Origin of the sequence: Photorhabdus akhurstii, assembly GCF_019090985.1 — a bacterium.
Lineage (GTDB): Bacteria > Pseudomonadota > Gammaproteobacteria > Enterobacterales > Enterobacteriaceae > Photorhabdus > Photorhabdus akhurstii.
On the sequence record NZ_CP020335.1, the window covers coordinates 3,837,338 to 3,855,466 of the forward strand.

The following is an 18,129-nucleotide window of genomic DNA, read 5'->3' on the forward strand; positions in this document are numbered from 1 at the left end:
ATATGTTTACCATCACAAACAGACCTACCTATCCCTATAACGAAAAAATTACCTAGGTTTATTATGAAAGTATTACATGTTTTTGATATGGATGGCACTCTTCTCACAGGAACCACGGCAAGTCTGGAAATTGCCCGTACAATGAATTGCCTGACAGAGCTTCATCTGCTGGAAAAACAATTTTCTCAAGGAGATATCAATACCAAAGAGTTTGCCGCTGAATTACAGTTTTTATGGTCAAACTTGCAATACGTTGACGTTGCCGAAGTTTTTTATGCCTCACCGTGGATTGGGGGAATAAAAGAGGTTTTTGACGATATCAGAGCCAAAGGTGAAGTATCTATGGTTATTACCCTCTCACCCGATTTCTTCGCCCAACACTTAAGAAAATTTGGGGCTGATATCGTTGTTGCATCAAATTTCCCTGCTTTACCTTTTCGTGAACCGGTTGATCCAGAACAGATATTAACGCCTGAAAGTAAATTACAGATAGTAAAAAAATATGTACAGGAATATGAGCTGAATTTGGAAAAGTGCGTTGCTTATGGTGATTCTGACTCTGACCTCCCTTTATTTAATGCCCTTACTAATACGGTTGCCATAAATGGGACGGATAAAATACGTGAAATCGCATTAATTCATTACGAAGGTAATGATCTATGGCAACCCTATCAGCTCATACGGAAAAAAATCAGTTGTGAATAATAAGGATATCGCTATGAGCTGAAACGCCCTTTCAATTTATAGCGGTTACCGGGAAATAGCAGCCTGGCACTGGAAACAGTGTAATGAGTCGACCAAGTTCGACGACTAATTAATAAACAGGGAGCTTCCGACTCAATTTGCAACAACTTACAGGATCGAGGATCGCCAGCAATAGCTTCCACAATGTGTTCACCTTCCGTTAATGGGGCAATCATTGACAAATAATCGTGTGGCGTAAGCTTAGTAAAATCCTGTTGCAAATAGCCAGGAGCCGCTTGAGCATTAACATAACGATCTTCTATCTGAACAGGAACATCGTTTTCATAGTGGATAATAATCGAATGGTAAATCGGCGTACCGACGATAATATCCAATTCCGCGGCCTGTTTCACATCCGCATTCAGCTCGGATAATTTTAAGATTTTACAGCGATGCTGATGAGAACGAGCTGAAATCTCATCAGCAATGCTGTGAATTTCGAACAGCGCAGATTGCCCCTTCGGTTCAGCAACAAACGATCCCACGCCTTGCAGCCGTACTAATAGTCCTTCAGCGGTCAACTCACGCAACGCGCGGTTGGCGGTCATACGGCTACAGTTAAATTGTTTGACCAATTCAGCTTCAGAGGGAACACGATCATTTGATTTCCATTCACCAGTATAAATTTTTTCAATGATAGATTGTTTCACTCTGGCATACAGAGGCGCAGGTTTGGCAAATGATCCTGATAAGTGCGTCGTCACAATAAATTCCTTATGCTGTAAAAATGTTAAGTGATTAATTACATTCACTTTATCAGGCTATCTTTGCCAAAATAAAAAACACAATAGTACTGTTATTCTAGATAATCAATACCACCAATGTGCTAATTGCCAGGCAATACGCGCCGCTGCTTTTCCACCTATGCCTTGCATATCAAATATTGGATTGAGTTCAACCAAATCAGCCGCCTGTAGTTTACCGCTCTGACAAATTGGCTGAACTAATTGCAAAAGGCGCTCTAATGGCATCCCCAATGCGGCTGGCGCAGAGACGGCTGGCATCTGATAAGCAGGTAATACATCCAAATCGATCGTCATATAAATCAAATCAACTTGCTGGAGTATATCTTGTATTTGCTGTCGCACCTTGTCCAGCATAGTTTCACGACATTGTTCATCCCAGATAATCGTGGCATTCAAACGGTTTGCCTCATCCACCAATGCCTGAGTATTAGACGCCAAACTTGCGCCAATGCAAGTATAGTGAAACTGGCGTTGATGTTGCTGACAATATTCAGCAAGTTGACGAAATGGTGTGCCGGAAGTAGGCTGCGGCGACCGCCGTAAATCGAGATGAGCATCAAAGTTAATAATACCAACACGTTGATGTGGAAAAGCATCATAAATGCCAACACCATGAGCAAAAGCTGTTTCATGTCCACCGCCCAATACCAAAGTACGTACATTCTGACGTTGGCATTGGGTAACGGCATCAGATAAGGCTTGTTGTGCCTCACATAATTGATTGGGATTAGCGCGAATACTTCCCAAGTCCACCAATCGATCATGCCCTTTATGACTCGCCATATTTGCCAACGACTGCCGCAAATAATCAGGGCCTTGATTGGCGCCTGGCCTCCCCTGATTACGTTTTACACCTTCATCACATTCAAACCCTAATAGAGCAATATAGTGAGAGAATTCTTCCGGCGCAAAATACGGAGATAGTTTAACTGTTTGAAAAAGCCGAAGTGCATTATCCGCTTCTGCCAAATCATTTCGTCCTTGCCAAATAGTCGGCGAAGTAGCATGCCATAAATTCATTTACCGCTCCTTATCTGTTTATATGTTGGAATGAGTCATAACGCCACGAAACACTCTGGTATTCAAAGGGTTATGACCCAACTCATAGAAAATATCAACGGGATTTTCTACATCCCAAACAACAAAATCGGCGTAAGCTCCTGCACGCAACTGCCCGTGACTCTGTTCTCTGCCCAATGCACGAGCCGCATGTCGGGTGACACCTAGCCATACCTCTTCTGGAGTCAATCCAAATTGGACACATGCCATATTCATAGCCATTCGCAAAGAGGCAAATGGGCTGGTTCCAGGATTAAAATCGGTAGATACGGCTATCGGCACATTAAATTGCCGCAATAAATTGATAGGCGGACGCTGTGTTTCCTGCAAAAAGTAGAACGCGCCAGGAAGCAAAACCGCTACCGTACCACTGCGACTGAGCGCCTCAACTCCTGCCTGATCTAAATATTCAATATGATCCACAGAAAGACCATGATAGCGAGCGACCAATTCACTTCCGCCTAAATGAGATAACTGCTCCACATGACCTTTTACCGGAATATTCCAACGTTGTGCTGCCTGAAAAAGCCGTTCAGTCTGCGCCAGATTGAATCCCACACTTTCACAAAAAACATCTACTGCCTCAAACAGCCCTTTTCGCCAGAGTTGTGGCAGGATATCTTTGCAAATCAGATCTATATAAACGTCAGGATTATGCTTATATTCAGGTGGACAAGTATGAGCAGCGAGCAATGTGGGGCTGATTTCTATCGGATTATGTCGCGCCAAGTTTTGCGTAACTTGTAGCAACTTTTCTTCATTTTCCAGATTTAATCCATAACCCGATTTAATCTCAATAGTGGTTACACCTTCGGCCATAAATGCAGCAAGACGCTGTTGCGCAGAACGTTCAAGTTGCTCATGAGAACTGGCCCGAGTCGCAGAAACTGTCGCGTTAATCCCCCCTCCTTGAGCACTAAGCTCAGCATAAGACATACCATTTAAACGCTGTTCCCACTCATAAGCCCGGTTACCACTAAACACTAAATGGGTGTGACAATCGATTAAACCAGGGGTAATTAGGCGTTGTTGGACATCAATAACCTGACAGCAATTCGTCTGTAATGTTGCGGTGGGTAAAATAGCTAAAATTTTGTCATCACGTACCAGAAGATCATATTCTTTTAATAATCCGTAAGCTGCATTGACAGCAGGGTCCATTGTTGCCAGTCTTGCATTGCGCCAGATGATATCAGTATCACGCAGTTCTATCGCCATGATTAGCATCCTGTTATTGGTCTATATCTGATAAATCAGGTTTCTAGTTGTATATACATTTAATTTCCAACCAACTGTCATTGTCAAATTATTTTGTTAACTACCGAGATATGCCTTCTTATCAGCATTTTTAAACCACAAACTCGGTAAAATCAGGTTTTATTAAGCATAATTAGGTTTAATAGTTAAAAAGATGCAGTACACTTGTCACAAAATGGTTTAATTAACTGAGCAATGATGAAAAATAAATACTCCCTGAATGAGGAAGAAATTCACTTATTTCAACAATCGGTAGCAGGCACCAAACGCATTAACCAGGATACCGTCTTACATTCTCCCAGAAGAAAAAAAATCAGCTATATTGCCCCTGAACGAGTCCAGCAAGAACAAATTGATGCCAGCTACTATTTTTCTGATGAATTTCAGCCTAACCTTGATACCGAGGGTCCTACCCGTTATGTAAGGGGAGATACAAACCATTACGAATTGAAGAAATTACGTCGAGGTGACTATTCGCCAGAGCTGTTTCTTGATTTACACGGACTAACTCAAATTCAGGCCAAACAGGAAATTGGGGCATTGATCGCTGCTTGCCGTCGTGAACATGTCTATTGTGCCTGCATCATGCACGGTCACGGAAAACACATTCTCAAACAGCAAACACCTCTGTGGTTAGCTCAACACCCAGATATCATAGCCTTCCATCAAGCGCCAAAGGAATGGGGCGGCAACGCCGCACTATTGATGCTTATCGAACTTGATGAGCCTTAAGCCTATACCCGTTATCTTTCCATAAGGTATATACATTGCTGAATTATTAGGCTTTTTCTGCTAATTGTGACGGACTGACCTGCCAGACAAGAGTCCCTTTGCCAGTCTGGCTGTTTAAATCTACACATATCATTGCAGAAGTTGCAAACATCGGTGGTGTTTCTGCCGGACATAGCTCAGCAACTAAGTAGCTGACTAATGGTAAATGAGAGACAACTAAAACAGCGTTATGACCTTGCTCAGCAAGAAACTGGAGATAACTACTCGCTGTAGCAGCATCACCTGATGGCGTTAACCCCAGCAATACTTCTTCACTGTCTGGTAAAGATAAAGATTTACGAACAATCTGTAACGTTTGTTCAGCGCGAATATAAGGACTCACCAATACAAGATCAATTTGATGCTTTTGCTGTGCTAACCAACAAGCCATTTTTTGCGATTCATCACAACCGCGAGGAGTCAGTTGCCGGGCGGCATCGCTCATTGCATCTAAAGCCGCGTCACCATGACGCATAATAAAAATTTGCATAGTCCACCGTATGAATGAGTAAGTGCAGTTATTCTACCGCTAACAAATATCAGCAATCCCGACCTGAGTTATACAATAAAAATTGTTACTACAAAAACATTTCAAAGATAGTGAACAAGCATTCTACTCAAAATAAATAAAATGGTTGAACGACAACTCAATGGATGTTGCTTAAATCTATAAAGAGATCTTTTTCATTCAAAAATACTCAATACAATTCCGGTGCCTCAACGGCACCGGAAATCATTTTTTCATCAATGCAGCACAGGCCACTATGGATAAAAACTTTTATTCTGTTCAGCCATTTTCACTAAACATTCACAAGGTACAAATCTGTCTCCATACTGGCTTTCCAGCCTACGCAGAATCTCCACCACTCTGGCACAACCAAGGCTATCAATATAACGGAATGGACCACCAAAGAATGGCGGAAAACCTATGCCAAATACCGCCCCAATATCACCATCACGCGGACTTCTGATAATACCTTCATCCAGACAACGAACAGCTTCATTAAGCATTAGCATCACACAACGCTGAGCGATTTCTGACGAGAGCATATGCGACTCAGGTGTTATATTCAGTAAGGTATAAATCGAGCTATCAACTTTTTTGCCTTTCTTACCAAACTGCCAGAATTTTCTGGCCTCTGATGCATACAAATAGAAACCACGGCCATTTTTCCTACCCTTGCGACCATCTTGCAGTACAGCATCGAGAGATTCAGGCGCAGCAAAACGCGGACCTAGTTGCTCTACCAGAATCGGCATGATTTTGGTGCCAACATCAATACCTACTTCATCCAATAAATTAATCGGCCCTACCGGAAAACCAAAATTAACCAGTGCTCCATCGATATGGTCAATAGGTTCTCCTGCTACCAGACAATGAGCGGCTTCACTAATATAAGGGACAAGAATCCGGTTTACATAAAACCCGGCTTTATCACCCACCACAATAGCGGTTTTACCCTGTTTCTTCGCCAAAGCAACGGCTGTAGCAATCGTTTTCTCACTAGTCCCTTGATGTGGAATAACTTCCACCAGCGGCATCTTATCCACTGGACTAAAATAATGCAGACCAATAACCTGTTCTGGTCGTTGGGCTTTTTCAGCAATCTGATGGATAGGTAGTGAAGATGTATTAGATGCAAATATGGTCTCTGGTTTAGCATTCGTTTCAATTTCTGCCACCATTTGCTGCTTTAGTGACAAATCCTCAAACACTGCTTCAACAACAATATCGGTTTGTGCGAAACCACGATAATCCGTCGCTCCTGAAATCAGCATCATTTGCTGAGCACGCTCTGCCGGGCGTAGTCGTTTTTGCTTCACCCGCTTGGACAACAAATCCCAAGTATATTTCAATACCTGACTAATGCCCTTTTCATTAATATCTTTAATCCGCACCGGTAGTTTGCCACGAGTGGCTGTTACATTCGCAACGCCTCCGCCCATCAAACCACCACCTAATATACCAACTCGCTTGATTTCCGCCGGCCTCTCTGATGAACCCGTTTCATTCTTCAACGAAGTTGCAGCAAAAAACAGATTACGTAACGCAGCAGATTCCCGTGTCATTGCCAGTTCACCAAATGCTACCGCCTCAGCCCGTAAACCCTGACTCATGCCTTTCTCAAGACCTTCTTTGACAACATCAATAATTCGTTCAGGCGCAGGATAATGCCCACGAGTTTTCGCCAGCGTCTTTTTACGAACGATATTAAACAAAAAGTATCTTCCCAAGGGGCCAACTAATAACCGCTGTTGCCACGGCAAAGGCTTACGCACAGGAATACCCTTTTTGACTTTTTCAATAGCAATGTCCAGCAGAATATCCAACGGCACAGCATCATCCACCAACCCGAGCCGTAATGCCTGTTTCGCCCGTAGCTGTTTACCTGTCAGAATGATATCCAACGCTGAACTGACGCCAATAAGTCTCGGCAACCGCTGAGTACCGCCAGAACCGGGTAATAACCCAAGTTGAACTTCCGGTAATCCAAGACGAGTTTTATCGTCCAGTGAACAGACGCGCCAATGACATGCAAGCGCTAATTCCAAACCGCCGCCCAAACAAGCGCCATGAATTGCTGCTACGACAGGCAAGGGATAATTAGCTATCTGAGAAAATAGTTTCTGACCCTTTTCAGCCAAATCTCGCGCATCTTCTTTAGTCTTACATCCGGCAATCATAGAAATATCGGCACCGGCAATAAACGTATCCGGCTTACCGGAAATTAATATTAATCCTTTAAGACCCGAAGATTGCTGAGCTTGTTTGAAAACATTCAGAAACTGATCAACAAATTCTGCTTTCAGCGTATTTACCTTTTCTCCCGGCACATTAATGGTGATAACGCCGATCTTATCTGGCCTGATATCAAAACTGAAAACGGAAGCAGTTTGATTTGTACCCGTAGTGATGGGTGCCGCATCATGCTGAGCCTGAGTCATTATTCCACCTCCAATACCATAGCTGTGCCCAACCCGCCAGCAGCACAAGCGGTTGTCAACCCAAGCCCACCGCCCCGACGGCGCAACTCATTCAATACTTGCGTCACCATACGAGCTCCTGTCGCTGCGAATGGGTGCCCATAAGCGATTGAACCACCTAAAACATTAAATTTGTCCATATCGACTTCACCAATTGCCTGAACACGCCCTAATTTATTACGAGCAAATTCATCACTGGCAAACATTTTCAAGTTTGCCAGTGTCTGAGCCGCAAAAGCTTCATGCATATCGATTAAAGTCAGATCTTTCAGTGTAATACCGGCCCGATCAAGCGCTATTGGCGTGGCGTATGACGGCCCTAATAACATATCCTGCCAGACATCAATGGCTGAGAATGCATAGCTACGCAGATAACCGAGCGGTTTTGTTCCCAACGCCTTAGCCACTGATTCACGCATCAATATGACCGCCGCTGCACCATCTGTCAGCAGTGTACTGTTTGCAGCAGTGACCGTGCCGTACTTACGATCAAATGCCGGACGCAGCTTCGCATAAGAGGTCAGTACAGAATTTTTACGAATATTATTATCTTCAAGCAGTGCTTCACGGTACGGTGGGAAGTGAGCTGTCATGACTTCATCAGCTAACAATCCCTGTTCCCAAGCTTTCGCTGCCAGAATATGGGAGCGGTGTGCTAACGCATCCTGATCTTCTCGACTAATACGGTAAGTTTTCGCCATCTGTTCTGCGGTATCTCCCATGCGCAGACCTGTCGAATATTCCGCTACCGCCGGAGATACAGGCAATAAATCGCGAAATTTAAGGCGACTAAGTAGTTTAAGGCGTTGCGATAGCGTTTTAGCCTTATTCATATCCACCAGAGTACGAGCCAGGGATTTAGTCACACCAATCGGCAATACAGACGAGGAATCCGCTCCGCCGGCAACCCCGATATTCACCGTGCCAGCCATAATGCTTTCAGCCACATTGGCAATCGCCTGGAAACTAGTGGCACACGCACGGGATACACTATAAGCATCAGTACTCACACTTAACCCAGCACCAAGAACGATTTCACGGGCAATATTTGGCGCTTCCGGCATCTGCACTACTTGCCCAAACACCAGTTGGTCAATCTTTTCAGGGAGTAAACCACTCCTAGTCACAAGTTCGCTGACGACTGATTTACCCAAATCCACAGCCGGGATGCCGTGATACGATGTTGCCTGTTTAGCAAATGGAATGCGCAGCCCACTGACAATGGCGATACGATCACCTTGCTGTGTCACTTTTGTTAAAGGACGACTCATAACGGCTCCTGAAAGATTATCGTTAACTGAATCAAATTACTGAAAAAACTTTTCAACCAATCTGGACAGGTCTGACCTGATAGATCATTGTTAGCGTAATGTTTATAAATAGCAAACCTGAATAAATCAAAAATGAGAGGAAGCGCAACTTTAATTTTTTTAATGGCTAAATGGTTTCAATACTTATTCGAACATGTTCGCAAGCTTTTATGCGAAATTAGCCTATTACACCAGTCACAATTTCATTACTAAAATATTCATAATGAATTTTAATATTCTATCTCCCTTTAACTACCGGGAAACTCACCCTACCCCCTAAAGAATATTTATTTGCCGAAATTTGATCTTAAAAAATCATTTTTAAACGTTTTTATTAATATCAAAAATCATTTTTTTGTTAACTGAGTCGCGTTTTTGATATCAACTTGGTAATATTTTGAAAACATTCTTGCAACACCAACTGTTATCAGACCTATACTTCACGACTGGTCTGATTTGTCAACAAGACAAACCGACCCTACAATCCTGCGCTCCTTGCTAAGATAAGTGGCATAGTTAAATAATAAACAAGAGGGTTTTGGTTATGAACCAGAAAAACCTGTTCACCCGTTCAGCATTAGCGGTTGCAGTGGCAATAATTTCATCGAATGCTGGCGCTGCTGGTTTCCAGTTAAATGAATTTTCTACTTCGGCTTTGGGCCGCGCTTTTTCCGGGGAAGGCGTTGTCGCTGATAACGCAACGGTAGGAAGCCGTAACCCAGCAGCAATGACGCTGTTTGATCGCCCATCATTTTCTATTGGCGCCATCTATATCAACCCTGATGTTGATATTACCGGTAAATCCCCAATAACGGGCAAAAGCACTAACGCTAAAAATATTGCGCCTACCGCTTGGATACCTAACCTACATTTCATTATGCCAATCGATGATCAATGGTTTGTTGGTACTTCGGTCACTACCAACTTCGGCCTGGCAACCGATTTTAGCAATAACTATGAAGCAGGCCCTATCGGCGGTAAAACTGACCTGACAACATTAAACTTCAACTTAAGCGGTGCTTATAAGCTGAATGATCACTTTAGCTTTGGTTTAGGGCTGAACGCTGTTTATGCGGATGCAGAAATCGTCCGTCATGCGGGCGCTCTGTCGTATCACCCTAAATTGCCAAAAGGTCTCATAAAACCAACAGATGAAGTTGCTAATCTGTCAGGTAAAGATTGGGGCTATGGCTGGAACGCAGGTATCATGTATGAAGTGGATGAAAATAACCGCTACAGCTTGACTTATCGTTCTAAAGTTAAAATTAAGTTTAAAGACGGTGACTATAAAAACGACATACCTGTTAAGCTAGGTCAAATGGCGCAAAAAATGGGAATAAATTTACCGGGTACTGGAGGCCAAACCATTGGCGGTAGATTGGATCTCAATTTGCCTGATATCTGGGAAGTTTCTGGTTATAACCGTGTAGCACCTAAATGGGCTATCCACTATAGCTTGGCATACACAGGCTGGAGTGAGTTTAATGAACTGAAAGGGACCAGAAATAAAGATGGCTCTGTCCTGTTTAGTAAACATGAAGGCTTTAAAGATGCCTACCGTATTGCTTTAGGTACAACGTATTATCACGATGACAACTGGACATTCCGTACAGGTATCGCCTTTGACGACAGCCCGATTCCTGCTGAAAACCGTTCTATCTCCATTCCGGATCAAGATCGTTTCTGGCTGAGTGCAGGCGCAACCTACGCATTTAACAAAGATGCTTCTGTTGATGTAGGTATTTCATATATGCATGGTCAGAAAGTCACTGTTAAAGAGAAATTGTCCGAAGCGTTGCCTAACGCATATGAATTCGACGCTAAAGGCACTGCTTGGCTATATGGTGTGAACTTCAACTACGCATTCTAATAATATGCCACTCTCAAAAAGGATAGCGACATTGCTATCCTTTTTTATCTACGCGGTTAAAAACCAAATAAGGAGTTATCAATCATCAATACTATCTAAATCATCCTGTATTGCTTCAGCATTTGGATTTTTCGTAGCTTCCAGTTTACCGCCGCTTGCCATAAAATCATGGCTCTGGAAATAAGCTTCACGCATCATCAAATAAGGATCTGACGAGTTCTTCAACAAGCCATCAGAATCCAGTAAACGAGCACGGTTTTCAATCCCTTCAAATGCCCACTTGCCGGCTGACATCCAAATAGTCAGATAACTCAGCATTGGATAAGTCATATCCGCCCAGTTTCCCCCTTCATCACGTAGGGTGAAATTGCCATAGCCCGGTAATACAACATAAGGGCCATACCCCACCTTATGATAGCCCAGAGTACTCCCAAAGCGTTTTGGCTCTTCTTTTGCCAATTTGGGGTTTGCCATCGTTGCAACATCAATCAGCCCCCCCATACCCAAAATGGTGTTCAGGAAAAAACGATTAAAATGTTTCATTCCCTGATATGGATTACCACGCAAGAAACTGTTTACCATACTAGCCGGCTCTTCGAGATTACTCAGAAAATTACCCAAACCATTTCGAGCAGGCATCGGCACATAATCACGCCACGCTACCGCGACTGGACGTAAAACATAAGGGTCAAGAACATCATAATTAAAGTTGAACATTGTACGGTTAAAACCTTCCAATGGGTCTGAACGCCCTTGTTCAACAGTATCAGATGAATTAGCGCATCCCACTAATAATGCGGCGGTAAGAGCGATTCCGCCCAAACGATACTTCATACATCTCTCCAAGTAATAACCTTCTAGATCCGGCAAATTAGTTTGTTGCACGACTCGCCGATGATCATCAATAATGTCAATATTACTGACAATCCAACTTGAATGGTACTCAATTCAAGCGATCACTAAATAGGCAAACAGTTTATAACGCCTTATATTATGAATGAAAAGCCGTTATAATAAAGCTATGTCCCCTTAGTTAAATGGATATAACAAGCCCCTCCTAAGGGCTAATTGCTGGTTCGATTCCAGCAGGGGACGCCACTCTAATGCTAATAAACATAACCTTTCGCTAACGGAATTTCTTTAAAACAGCCCTTCCCCACCTTTGTCGTAGAAGATGTTTGTATGTTTGTCGAGTCACATTAAGCATAAAAAACCCCACCAGATAGTTGATGAGGCTTATTTTTATATCTCTGGAGCTGTCAATCGATTATTTAGATGAACCTGTAGACGACGGTTTCAAGATGATTTAAAGATCGTAACGCCACCATAACTCTTTTCTTCTAAGGCTCTTCTGTACCGTCAATCTCCAATGCAGCTTTATCAAATGTATAAAGCGGTGAAACCGATTCTTTGTTTTTATTCCATACCGCTGAGACTTATTCACTATCAATGCGTCCGCAAAGTCGGCCTGCTTAGTCTTGCCGCCGCATTTAATCGGTTTTGCATTGATATAGTCATCCAATGCACACCAGAGCGCATGACCATCTTCGAAGACAACATTAGGCTCTTCAATGAGCCTATGCAACACTTTTACCAGCGACTCTTTAGGCAGCAAGTAACGCTTGCCTCTCAATGTCCAAATTGTCTCAACTAAGACTACATCTGTGATCAAGATTTTTTGATTACCTTCAAAGAGTGCATTGGCCTTGTGAGATTGGTTCGCATCATCTTGTAGCAGATACCTGAGTAAGACGTTTGTATCTACCGCAATCATCAGTGCATGCCACTCTCAAGTGATTCTTCTTCACTCACCTGGTGATCGGCCAAGATACCCTTCAATATCCCCTTCGCGGCACCTTTGCGCTTTGTGACAATTGAAATGACCCCTTTTCGGCTGACGAAACTCTCATACTCATCACCTGGCTGAATGCCTGCTATCAAACATTGCTCAAGCGGTAACGTCACCTGCCTTTTTTGGCTAACTATTGGCATACAAACACCTCTTTACTAAATGTAAAAAGTAAAGATATGCGCATCTTTGCATGTTGTCAACAGTATATACTGCATTTATCTTGGCATAATTACCAATAAACAAGTAATTCTCTATTTCTTAAAAATGTCAAATAATAAAAGTAAAACATTATCCTGAAATAACTCGATATGTTTCATCATGAATAATATGAAATAATTTATATAGAATATTTTTTTGAATTACATTGCAACTCACTATTATCAATCAATTGAAAGTAAGTTACATATTCATTTTAGCAGGAGAATAATATTAATTGCTGACTGGCCTTCATTAATTGAAAATAATGCCGGTTAAAAGCCGGCATTATTTTATTAATCATCGAATAGATAAAAACCCAAAGATTTGCTTATTTGGCATTTAACACTTCGTTTAATTTGCTTTCATCAAGCTGACGACAACGCTTCGCTACCACAATCGTTGCAACACCATTGCCAATCAGATTTGTTAAAGCTCTTGCTTCTGACATGAAACGATCTATTCCCAATATTAATGCCAGCCCCGCTAATGGTAAATGCCCAACAGCGGAAATTGTCGCAGCTAATACAATAAACCCACTACCTGTTACACCAGCGGCACCTTTGGAGGATAAAAGCAATACAACTAATAGCGTTATTTGATGCACTATATCCATATGAGTATTCGTCGCTTGAGCAATAAATACCGCGGCCATTGTCAGGTAAATAGAGGTTCCATCCAGATTAAATGAATATCCCGTTGGTATCACCAAACCAACAACAGATTTCTGGCATCCCACTTTCTCCATTTTATCTAACATACGCGGCAATGCAGATTCAGAAGACGATGTTCCCAATACGATTAATAGTTCTTCTTTAATGTAATTAATGAATCGGAATATGCTAAACCCTGTGGCTTTAGCAATTGTTCCTAAAACAAATACCACAAAAAGAATACAGGTGATATAAAAGCAAACTATTAATTGCCCTAATTGTACCAATGTACCAATACCATATTTCCCGATGGTAAATGCCATTGCGCCAAAAGCCCCCAAAGGAGCTAATCGCATTATCATATTGATAATGCCGAAAATAACATGAGAAAAACCATCAATAATATTAAAGATTGGTTTCCCTTTCTCTCCTAAACGATGAAGTGCAAAACCAAATAACACAGCAAATAGTAGGACCTGCAAAATATTGCCACTAGCAAACGCTCCGATGACACTAGCCGGAATAACGTCAAGTAAAAATGCGATTATCCCTTGTTCAGCCGCCTTTTCCGCATATAGGGATACCGCTTTAACATCTAATGTAGAGGGATCAATGTTCATCCCCGCACCAGGCTGTACAACATTGACAACAATTAGCCCAATAATCAAAGCAATTGTGCTAACTATTTCAAAATATACCAATGCAATAGCGCCTGTTTTACCAACAGCTTTCATACTTTCCATACCTGCGATACCGGTCACAACGGTACAGAAAATAACAGGAGCAATAACCATTTTGATTAATTTGACAAATCCATCACCTAATGGCTTCATTTCTGCCCCAAGCTGTGGGTAGAAATGCCCCAAAAGTATGCCGATAGTTATTGCAACCAAAACTTGAAAATAAAGGCTTTTTAGTAAATTTTTCTTCACTTCTTAATTCCCTAATCCATAGTGTAAAATCAGATTCTATTTATTCTTATTAGAACGGTGTAGTTATTGTTAAATGTACCTTATGTCTTCATTCATATAACACATAAAGTAAATTTTCATCATTTTTTCACAAAAAATTAAAATTAACACACAATTTTTCAAGATATAGATCACATAAACACACAATCAATAACCTCACTAAGATGATTGAACCGATAATCATCTCATAAGTTATTTAAAACTTTCCATTTAATAATATTATTTACTTGAAGAACATTTATTTTTCAATCCATTAAGTATTACATTGAAAAAATTAACAAGTTTTTGATACATGAGCGTTTTGAGAACAACTTAATCATAAGATATTATTAACTATAATTGTATAACCTGGTTGCTTTTTTATAATTTAAGCAACAATATACACGGTATGATATCAATACTTGAAAGAAAACAATTCTCATCATGAAATTAGACAACCTGTTAAATTACCATATGCAGGTACCGGAAAATCCGCTCTCTTCCACCCCTGTGGTATTCATCCACGGGTTATTCGGCGATCTCAATAATCTTGGGGTTTTAGCCCGTGACTTGCAGCAATACTACCCCGTCATTCAAGTCGACGTGCGCAATCACGGTTTATCCCCACGGGCAAATAATATGGATTACCACGATATGGCACAAGATGTTATTTCCCTGCTGGATCATCTGCAAATTCAGTCTGCCATTATTATCGGTCATTCAATGGGCGGTAAGATCGCGATGGCAATAACGGCACTAGCACCAGAACGAATAGAAAAAATTGTCCTTATTGACATAGCACCCATTGCCTATCAAGTTCGCCGTCATGACCAAATTTTTACCGCACTGAATAAAGTGACAGAAGCCGGAGTTAAAACCCGTCAAGACGCCGCTAAAATTATGCGAGAAAATATTCAGGAAGAAGGTGTCATTCAGTTTTTACTGAAATCATTCCATCAGGGGGAATGGAAATTCAATTTACCGATATTAATTGATCAGTATGAAAAGATCAGTGGCTGGCAAGAGATCCCTACATGGCCTAGTCCAGCTCTGTTTATTCGTGGCGGCCTCTCCCCTTATATTCAGGAAGAATATCGGAACGATATCGCCAGACAATTTCCACAGGCTAAAGCTTGGGTAGTCGCCGGTTGCGGCCACTGGGTTCATGCAGAAAAACCAGACGCGGTTTTAAAGGCAATTCATCGTTTTCTTAATACCGATACGGAATTAATGTAGGAAACCGGTTGATTAGCAGTAAAAACCACCTCCCTAGGAGGTAATGCTGTTCGGTTAAAACCTTGAACAACTCTGCACCTTTGCAATAATCCAGGGAGATCTCCTCTTCTCTGGATTATTTTATGCTCCAACAGGTTTAAGAGGGGGAGATTAAAGATGCCATTACACAAAACATGTATTAGTATACAGTGTTAATTTATGTTGATATGAAATTCAGCCCATGATCCCCACAAGATACATCATGATGATTTTAATAAAATTCAATGTAGAACCTGCAAGGTCATTGAAAAACTGATCCATGTACCGGCTAAAAATCGTCATTTTAAGATGATAAATTCATCATTTTTTGATTACCACTTTATGAATCGAAGAGTGCTGAATATCTATTCAATCATCTCCTTTCCCCATTTTTATTCCCATTTTGATAATAAATTATCCCAGATTAAGGCATAGATAGGTGTAAATCTTCTCATTACACTGGTTCTTTTGGAATATCATTGAACTAAGAGTGTTATGTCAAAAACTTATCTTGCATTTGAAAAACCAATCTTTGAATTGTATGAAAAAATTGATGCGTTAATAGCGTATAGACAAAAATGTCATCCTATACAGATTGAAATAGAGGAAGAAATCAGTCTACTGGAGAAAAAATGCCAGTCGTTAACGCAATCTATTTTTTCCTCCCTTAGTGCTTGGGAAATTGTACAGTTAGCAAGGCATCCCATGAGGCCTTATACATTAGATTATGTTGACTTGATATTTACTGAATTTCAGGAACTGGCAGGCGATAGGATGTTTGCGGATGATAAAGCAATAGTGGGAGGATTAGCACGGTTAGATAATCGCCCAGTCATGTTAATCGGGCAACAAAAAGGCCGCAGCACAAAAGAAAAAGTCATGCGTAATTTCGGGATGCCTTCACCGGAAGGCTATCGTAAAGCATTACGTCTGATAAAAATGGCAGAACGCTTTCATTTGCCTATCATTATTTTTATTGATTCTGCCGGAGCGCATCCTGGAGTTGGCGCGGAAGAACGAGGACAATCAGAAGCGATAGCGCGTAATATTATGGAAATGTCTCGAGTGAAGACTCCAATTGTCTGTGTCATCACCGGAGAGGGATGCTCCGGTGGTGCCTTAGCTATCGGAGTCGGTGATCGTATTAATATGTTGGAATACAGTACCTATGCTGCAATATCGCCGGAAGGCTGTGCATCCATTCTATGGAAAGATGTACAAAAAGCCCAATTTGCCGCAGAAGCCATGAGTATGACAGCCACTCGCCTTAAGAATTTAAGTATTATTGATAGAATAATTCCGGAGCCTTTAGGCGGTGCTCATCGCAATTATCAGCAGGCTGCCGAAAACCTTAAACAGCAACTTATTAAAGATTTGTCAGAGTTAAGTTTGTTAAATATCGAGAAATTGGTTGAAGCCAGATACCAAAAAATTATGGCGATCGGTTATTGTTAATATGGATGTTACACAACTAATTCATAGAAAAAAGTTTTATCGTGGAGAGTGTATGAGTATTGACCTTAATTTATTAAAGGTTTTTATAATGGTTGCAACACAGGGAAATTTTGCACGCGCGGCAGAGCAGCTCTCTATGCCGACATCCAATGTTAGCCGTGGAATTAAACAGTTAGAAGAACAGACTAATTGTCGCTTGATTGAACGTACAACCAGACGCATGCGTTTGACAGAACAAGGACTAATCCTATTACAACGAAGCACAAAACTGTATGCAGAATTAGATGAAACAATAAATCAGATTACTCATTCTGATTTATTGTCAGGGACTTTGCGTATGACAATACCCAGTGAGGTGGGTAGCGAATTATTGGCAGATGTTATAGCACAATTTGCTTTACAACATCCCAAAATATCCATTCATTGCGATACGCAATTAATGCCATTGGATGTCATTAGTGATGGTATCGATCTGTTATTGACCTTTCATCGTGGTGAACTCGAAAATAGTAGTTATCATTCACGTTTAATTAAGTCGTGGAAGAGTGTGGTTGTCGCATCTCCAAAGTTACTTGAACAAACAGGAAGACCGGATACTCTGGCTCAACTTACTCACATGCCTTGTATTTCGAGCTTGAGTGCCATTAAAGGGCAGCCGTGGGTATTTATTGATCAGAATGGTCATCAAAAGAAAATGAATATTAATAGCCATTTCCGGGTCAACAGCGGAAATTTAGCGAAGATAGCAGCAGAGAAAGGTGTAGGGTTTGCAATATTGTCTCTGGATACATGCTTAGAAGAGATTCGGCAAGGCAAACTGCAAACAATTACCTTCGCTGAGCAGCCAGCCCCCCTTGAATTAAGGGCCATTTATGCAAGTCGCAGTTCACTCTCTCCTAAAATAGATGCTTTTTTAAATCATCTTCTTGCCTGCCTTAACTTAACATTTACTTAATATCTGACTAGGATGCGTCGACTAAAAGGGTATAGCCATGATTTTATTAGATGAAGGTGAATCTCATGAAGTT

General features: G+C 41.4%; 16 protein-coding genes and 1 tRNA gene. 7 read left to right on the top strand and 10 right to left on the bottom strand.

Annotation, left to right across the window (positions count from 1 at the left end; all coding sequences use genetic code 11):
- Positions 1 to 63: 63 nt before the first annotated feature.
- Entirely contained in the window at positions 64 to 705 is a 642-nt protein-coding gene (locus B0X70_RS16340) for an HAD family hydrolase (protein WP_217469827.1), read from the top strand.
- Positions 706 to 716: 11 nt separating this feature from the next.
- Here the strand turns inward: B0X70_RS16340 and hutC are convergent, their stop codons facing one another.
- From hutC to hutI, 3 genes are all read right to left on the bottom strand, one after another.
- A complete protein-coding gene (gene hutC / locus B0X70_RS16345; protein ID WP_217469828.1) occupies positions 717 to 1,448 on the bottom strand; it encodes a histidine utilization transcriptional repressor HutC in 732 nt (243 codons plus the stop codon).
- Positions 1,449 to 1,553: 105 nt separating this feature from the next.
- On the bottom strand, positions 1,554 to 2,510 hold the full coding sequence (hutG, locus tag B0X70_RS16350) for a formimidoylglutamase (RefSeq protein ID WP_217469829.1): 957 nt from the start codon (positions 2,508 to 2,510) through the stop codon (positions 1,554 to 1,556).
- 18 nt (positions 2,511 to 2,528) lie between these two features.
- Positions 2,529 to 3,767: an imidazolonepropionase gene (gene hutI / locus B0X70_RS16355; RefSeq protein WP_217469830.1), complete on the bottom strand. Its 1,239-nt coding sequence runs from the start codon at positions 3,765 to 3,767 to the stop codon at positions 2,529 to 2,531.
- 237 nt (positions 3,768 to 4,004) lie between these two features.
- Here hutI and smrB point away from each other — a divergent pair, with 237 nt between their 5' ends.
- Positions 4,005 to 4,538, top strand: a complete 534-nt coding sequence (gene smrB, locus B0X70_RS16360; protein ID WP_036777702.1) for an endonuclease SmrB — start codon at positions 4,005 to 4,007, stop codon at positions 4,536 to 4,538.
- Positions 4,539 to 4,584: 46 nt separating this feature from the next.
- Here the strand turns inward: smrB and sixA are convergent, their stop codons facing one another.
- The 3 genes from sixA to fadI form a co-directional block, all read right to left on the bottom strand.
- Positions 4,585 to 5,067 carry a phosphohistidine phosphatase SixA gene (gene sixA / locus B0X70_RS16365; RefSeq protein WP_036777700.1) on the bottom strand — a complete coding sequence of 161 codons (483 nt, stop codon included), beginning with the start codon at positions 5,065 to 5,067 and terminating at the stop codon, positions 4,585 to 4,587.
- Between the two features lie 272 nt (positions 5,068 to 5,339).
- Positions 5,340 to 7,523 (bottom strand): fatty acid oxidation complex subunit alpha FadJ, encoded by a 2,184-nt coding sequence (fadJ, locus tag B0X70_RS16370; RefSeq protein WP_217469831.1) that lies wholly within the window; start codon positions 7,521 to 7,523, stop codon positions 5,340 to 5,342.
- Positions 7,523 to 8,833 (bottom strand): acetyl-CoA C-acyltransferase FadI, encoded by a 1,311-nt coding sequence (gene fadI, locus B0X70_RS16375; RefSeq protein WP_217469832.1) that lies wholly within the window; start codon positions 8,831 to 8,833, stop codon positions 7,523 to 7,525. Before fadI ends, fadJ begins: the two co-directional genes overlap by 1 nt.
- A gap of 583 nt (positions 8,834 to 9,416) precedes the next feature.
- Between fadI and fadL the strand changes: the two genes are divergently transcribed.
- Positions 9,417 to 10,742 (top strand): long-chain fatty acid transporter FadL, encoded by a 1,326-nt coding sequence (gene fadL, locus B0X70_RS16380; protein WP_217469833.1) that lies wholly within the window; start codon positions 9,417 to 9,419, stop codon positions 10,740 to 10,742.
- A 78-nt stretch (positions 10,743 to 10,820) separates the two neighbouring features.
- Here fadL and mlaA read toward each other — a convergent pair whose 3' ends face one another.
- A complete protein-coding gene (mlaA, locus tag B0X70_RS16385) occupies positions 10,821 to 11,576 on the bottom strand; it encodes a phospholipid-binding lipoprotein MlaA (RefSeq protein ID WP_036812382.1) in 756 nt (251 codons plus the stop codon).
- A gap of 189 nt (positions 11,577 to 11,765) precedes the next feature.
- Between mlaA and B0X70_RS16390 the strand changes: the two genes are divergently transcribed.
- Positions 11,766 to 11,840: transfer RNA gene (locus B0X70_RS16390), tRNA-Arg, on the top strand.
- 208 nt (positions 11,841 to 12,048) lie between these two features.
- Here B0X70_RS16390 and B0X70_RS16395 read toward each other — a convergent pair.
- The 3 genes from B0X70_RS16395 to B0X70_RS16405 form a co-directional block, all read right to left on the bottom strand.
- A complete protein-coding gene (locus B0X70_RS16395; RefSeq protein ID WP_217469834.1) occupies positions 12,049 to 12,516 on the bottom strand; it encodes a type II toxin-antitoxin system VapC family toxin in 468 nt (155 codons plus the stop codon).
- Complete coding sequence (locus B0X70_RS16400; protein ID WP_040149197.1) at positions 12,516 to 12,734, bottom strand: hypothetical protein; 219 nt, start codon at positions 12,732 to 12,734, stop codon at positions 12,516 to 12,518. The genes B0X70_RS16395 and B0X70_RS16400 overlap by 1 nt, the downstream gene beginning before the upstream one ends.
- Positions 12,735 to 13,120: 386 nt before the next feature.
- Complete coding sequence (locus tag B0X70_RS16405; RefSeq protein WP_217469835.1) at positions 13,121 to 14,374, bottom strand: dicarboxylate/amino acid:cation symporter; 1,254 nt, start codon at positions 14,372 to 14,374, stop codon at positions 13,121 to 13,123.
- A gap of 492 nt (positions 14,375 to 14,866) precedes the next feature.
- Here B0X70_RS16405 and ybfF point away from each other — a divergent pair, with 492 nt between their 5' ends.
- The 3 genes from ybfF (at position 14,867) to B0X70_RS16420 (ending at position 18,056) form a co-directional block, all read left to right on the top strand.
- Entirely contained in the window at positions 14,867 to 15,628 is a 762-nt protein-coding gene (gene ybfF, locus B0X70_RS16410; protein WP_418889074.1) for an esterase, read from the top strand.
- 513 nt (positions 15,629 to 16,141) lie between these two features.
- The gene (gene accA, locus B0X70_RS16415) at positions 16,142 to 17,101 is read left to right on the top strand and encodes an acetyl-CoA carboxylase carboxyl transferase subunit alpha (protein WP_217469837.1); all 960 of its coding nucleotides are present in this window, start codon (positions 16,142 to 16,144) and stop codon (positions 17,099 to 17,101) included.
- A gap of 52 nt (positions 17,102 to 17,153) precedes the next feature.
- Positions 17,154 to 18,056, top strand: a complete 903-nt coding sequence (locus B0X70_RS16420) for a LysR family transcriptional regulator (protein WP_105398842.1) — start codon at positions 17,154 to 17,156, stop codon at positions 18,054 to 18,056.
- The last annotated feature ends 73 nt before the right edge of the window (positions 18,057 to 18,129 follow it).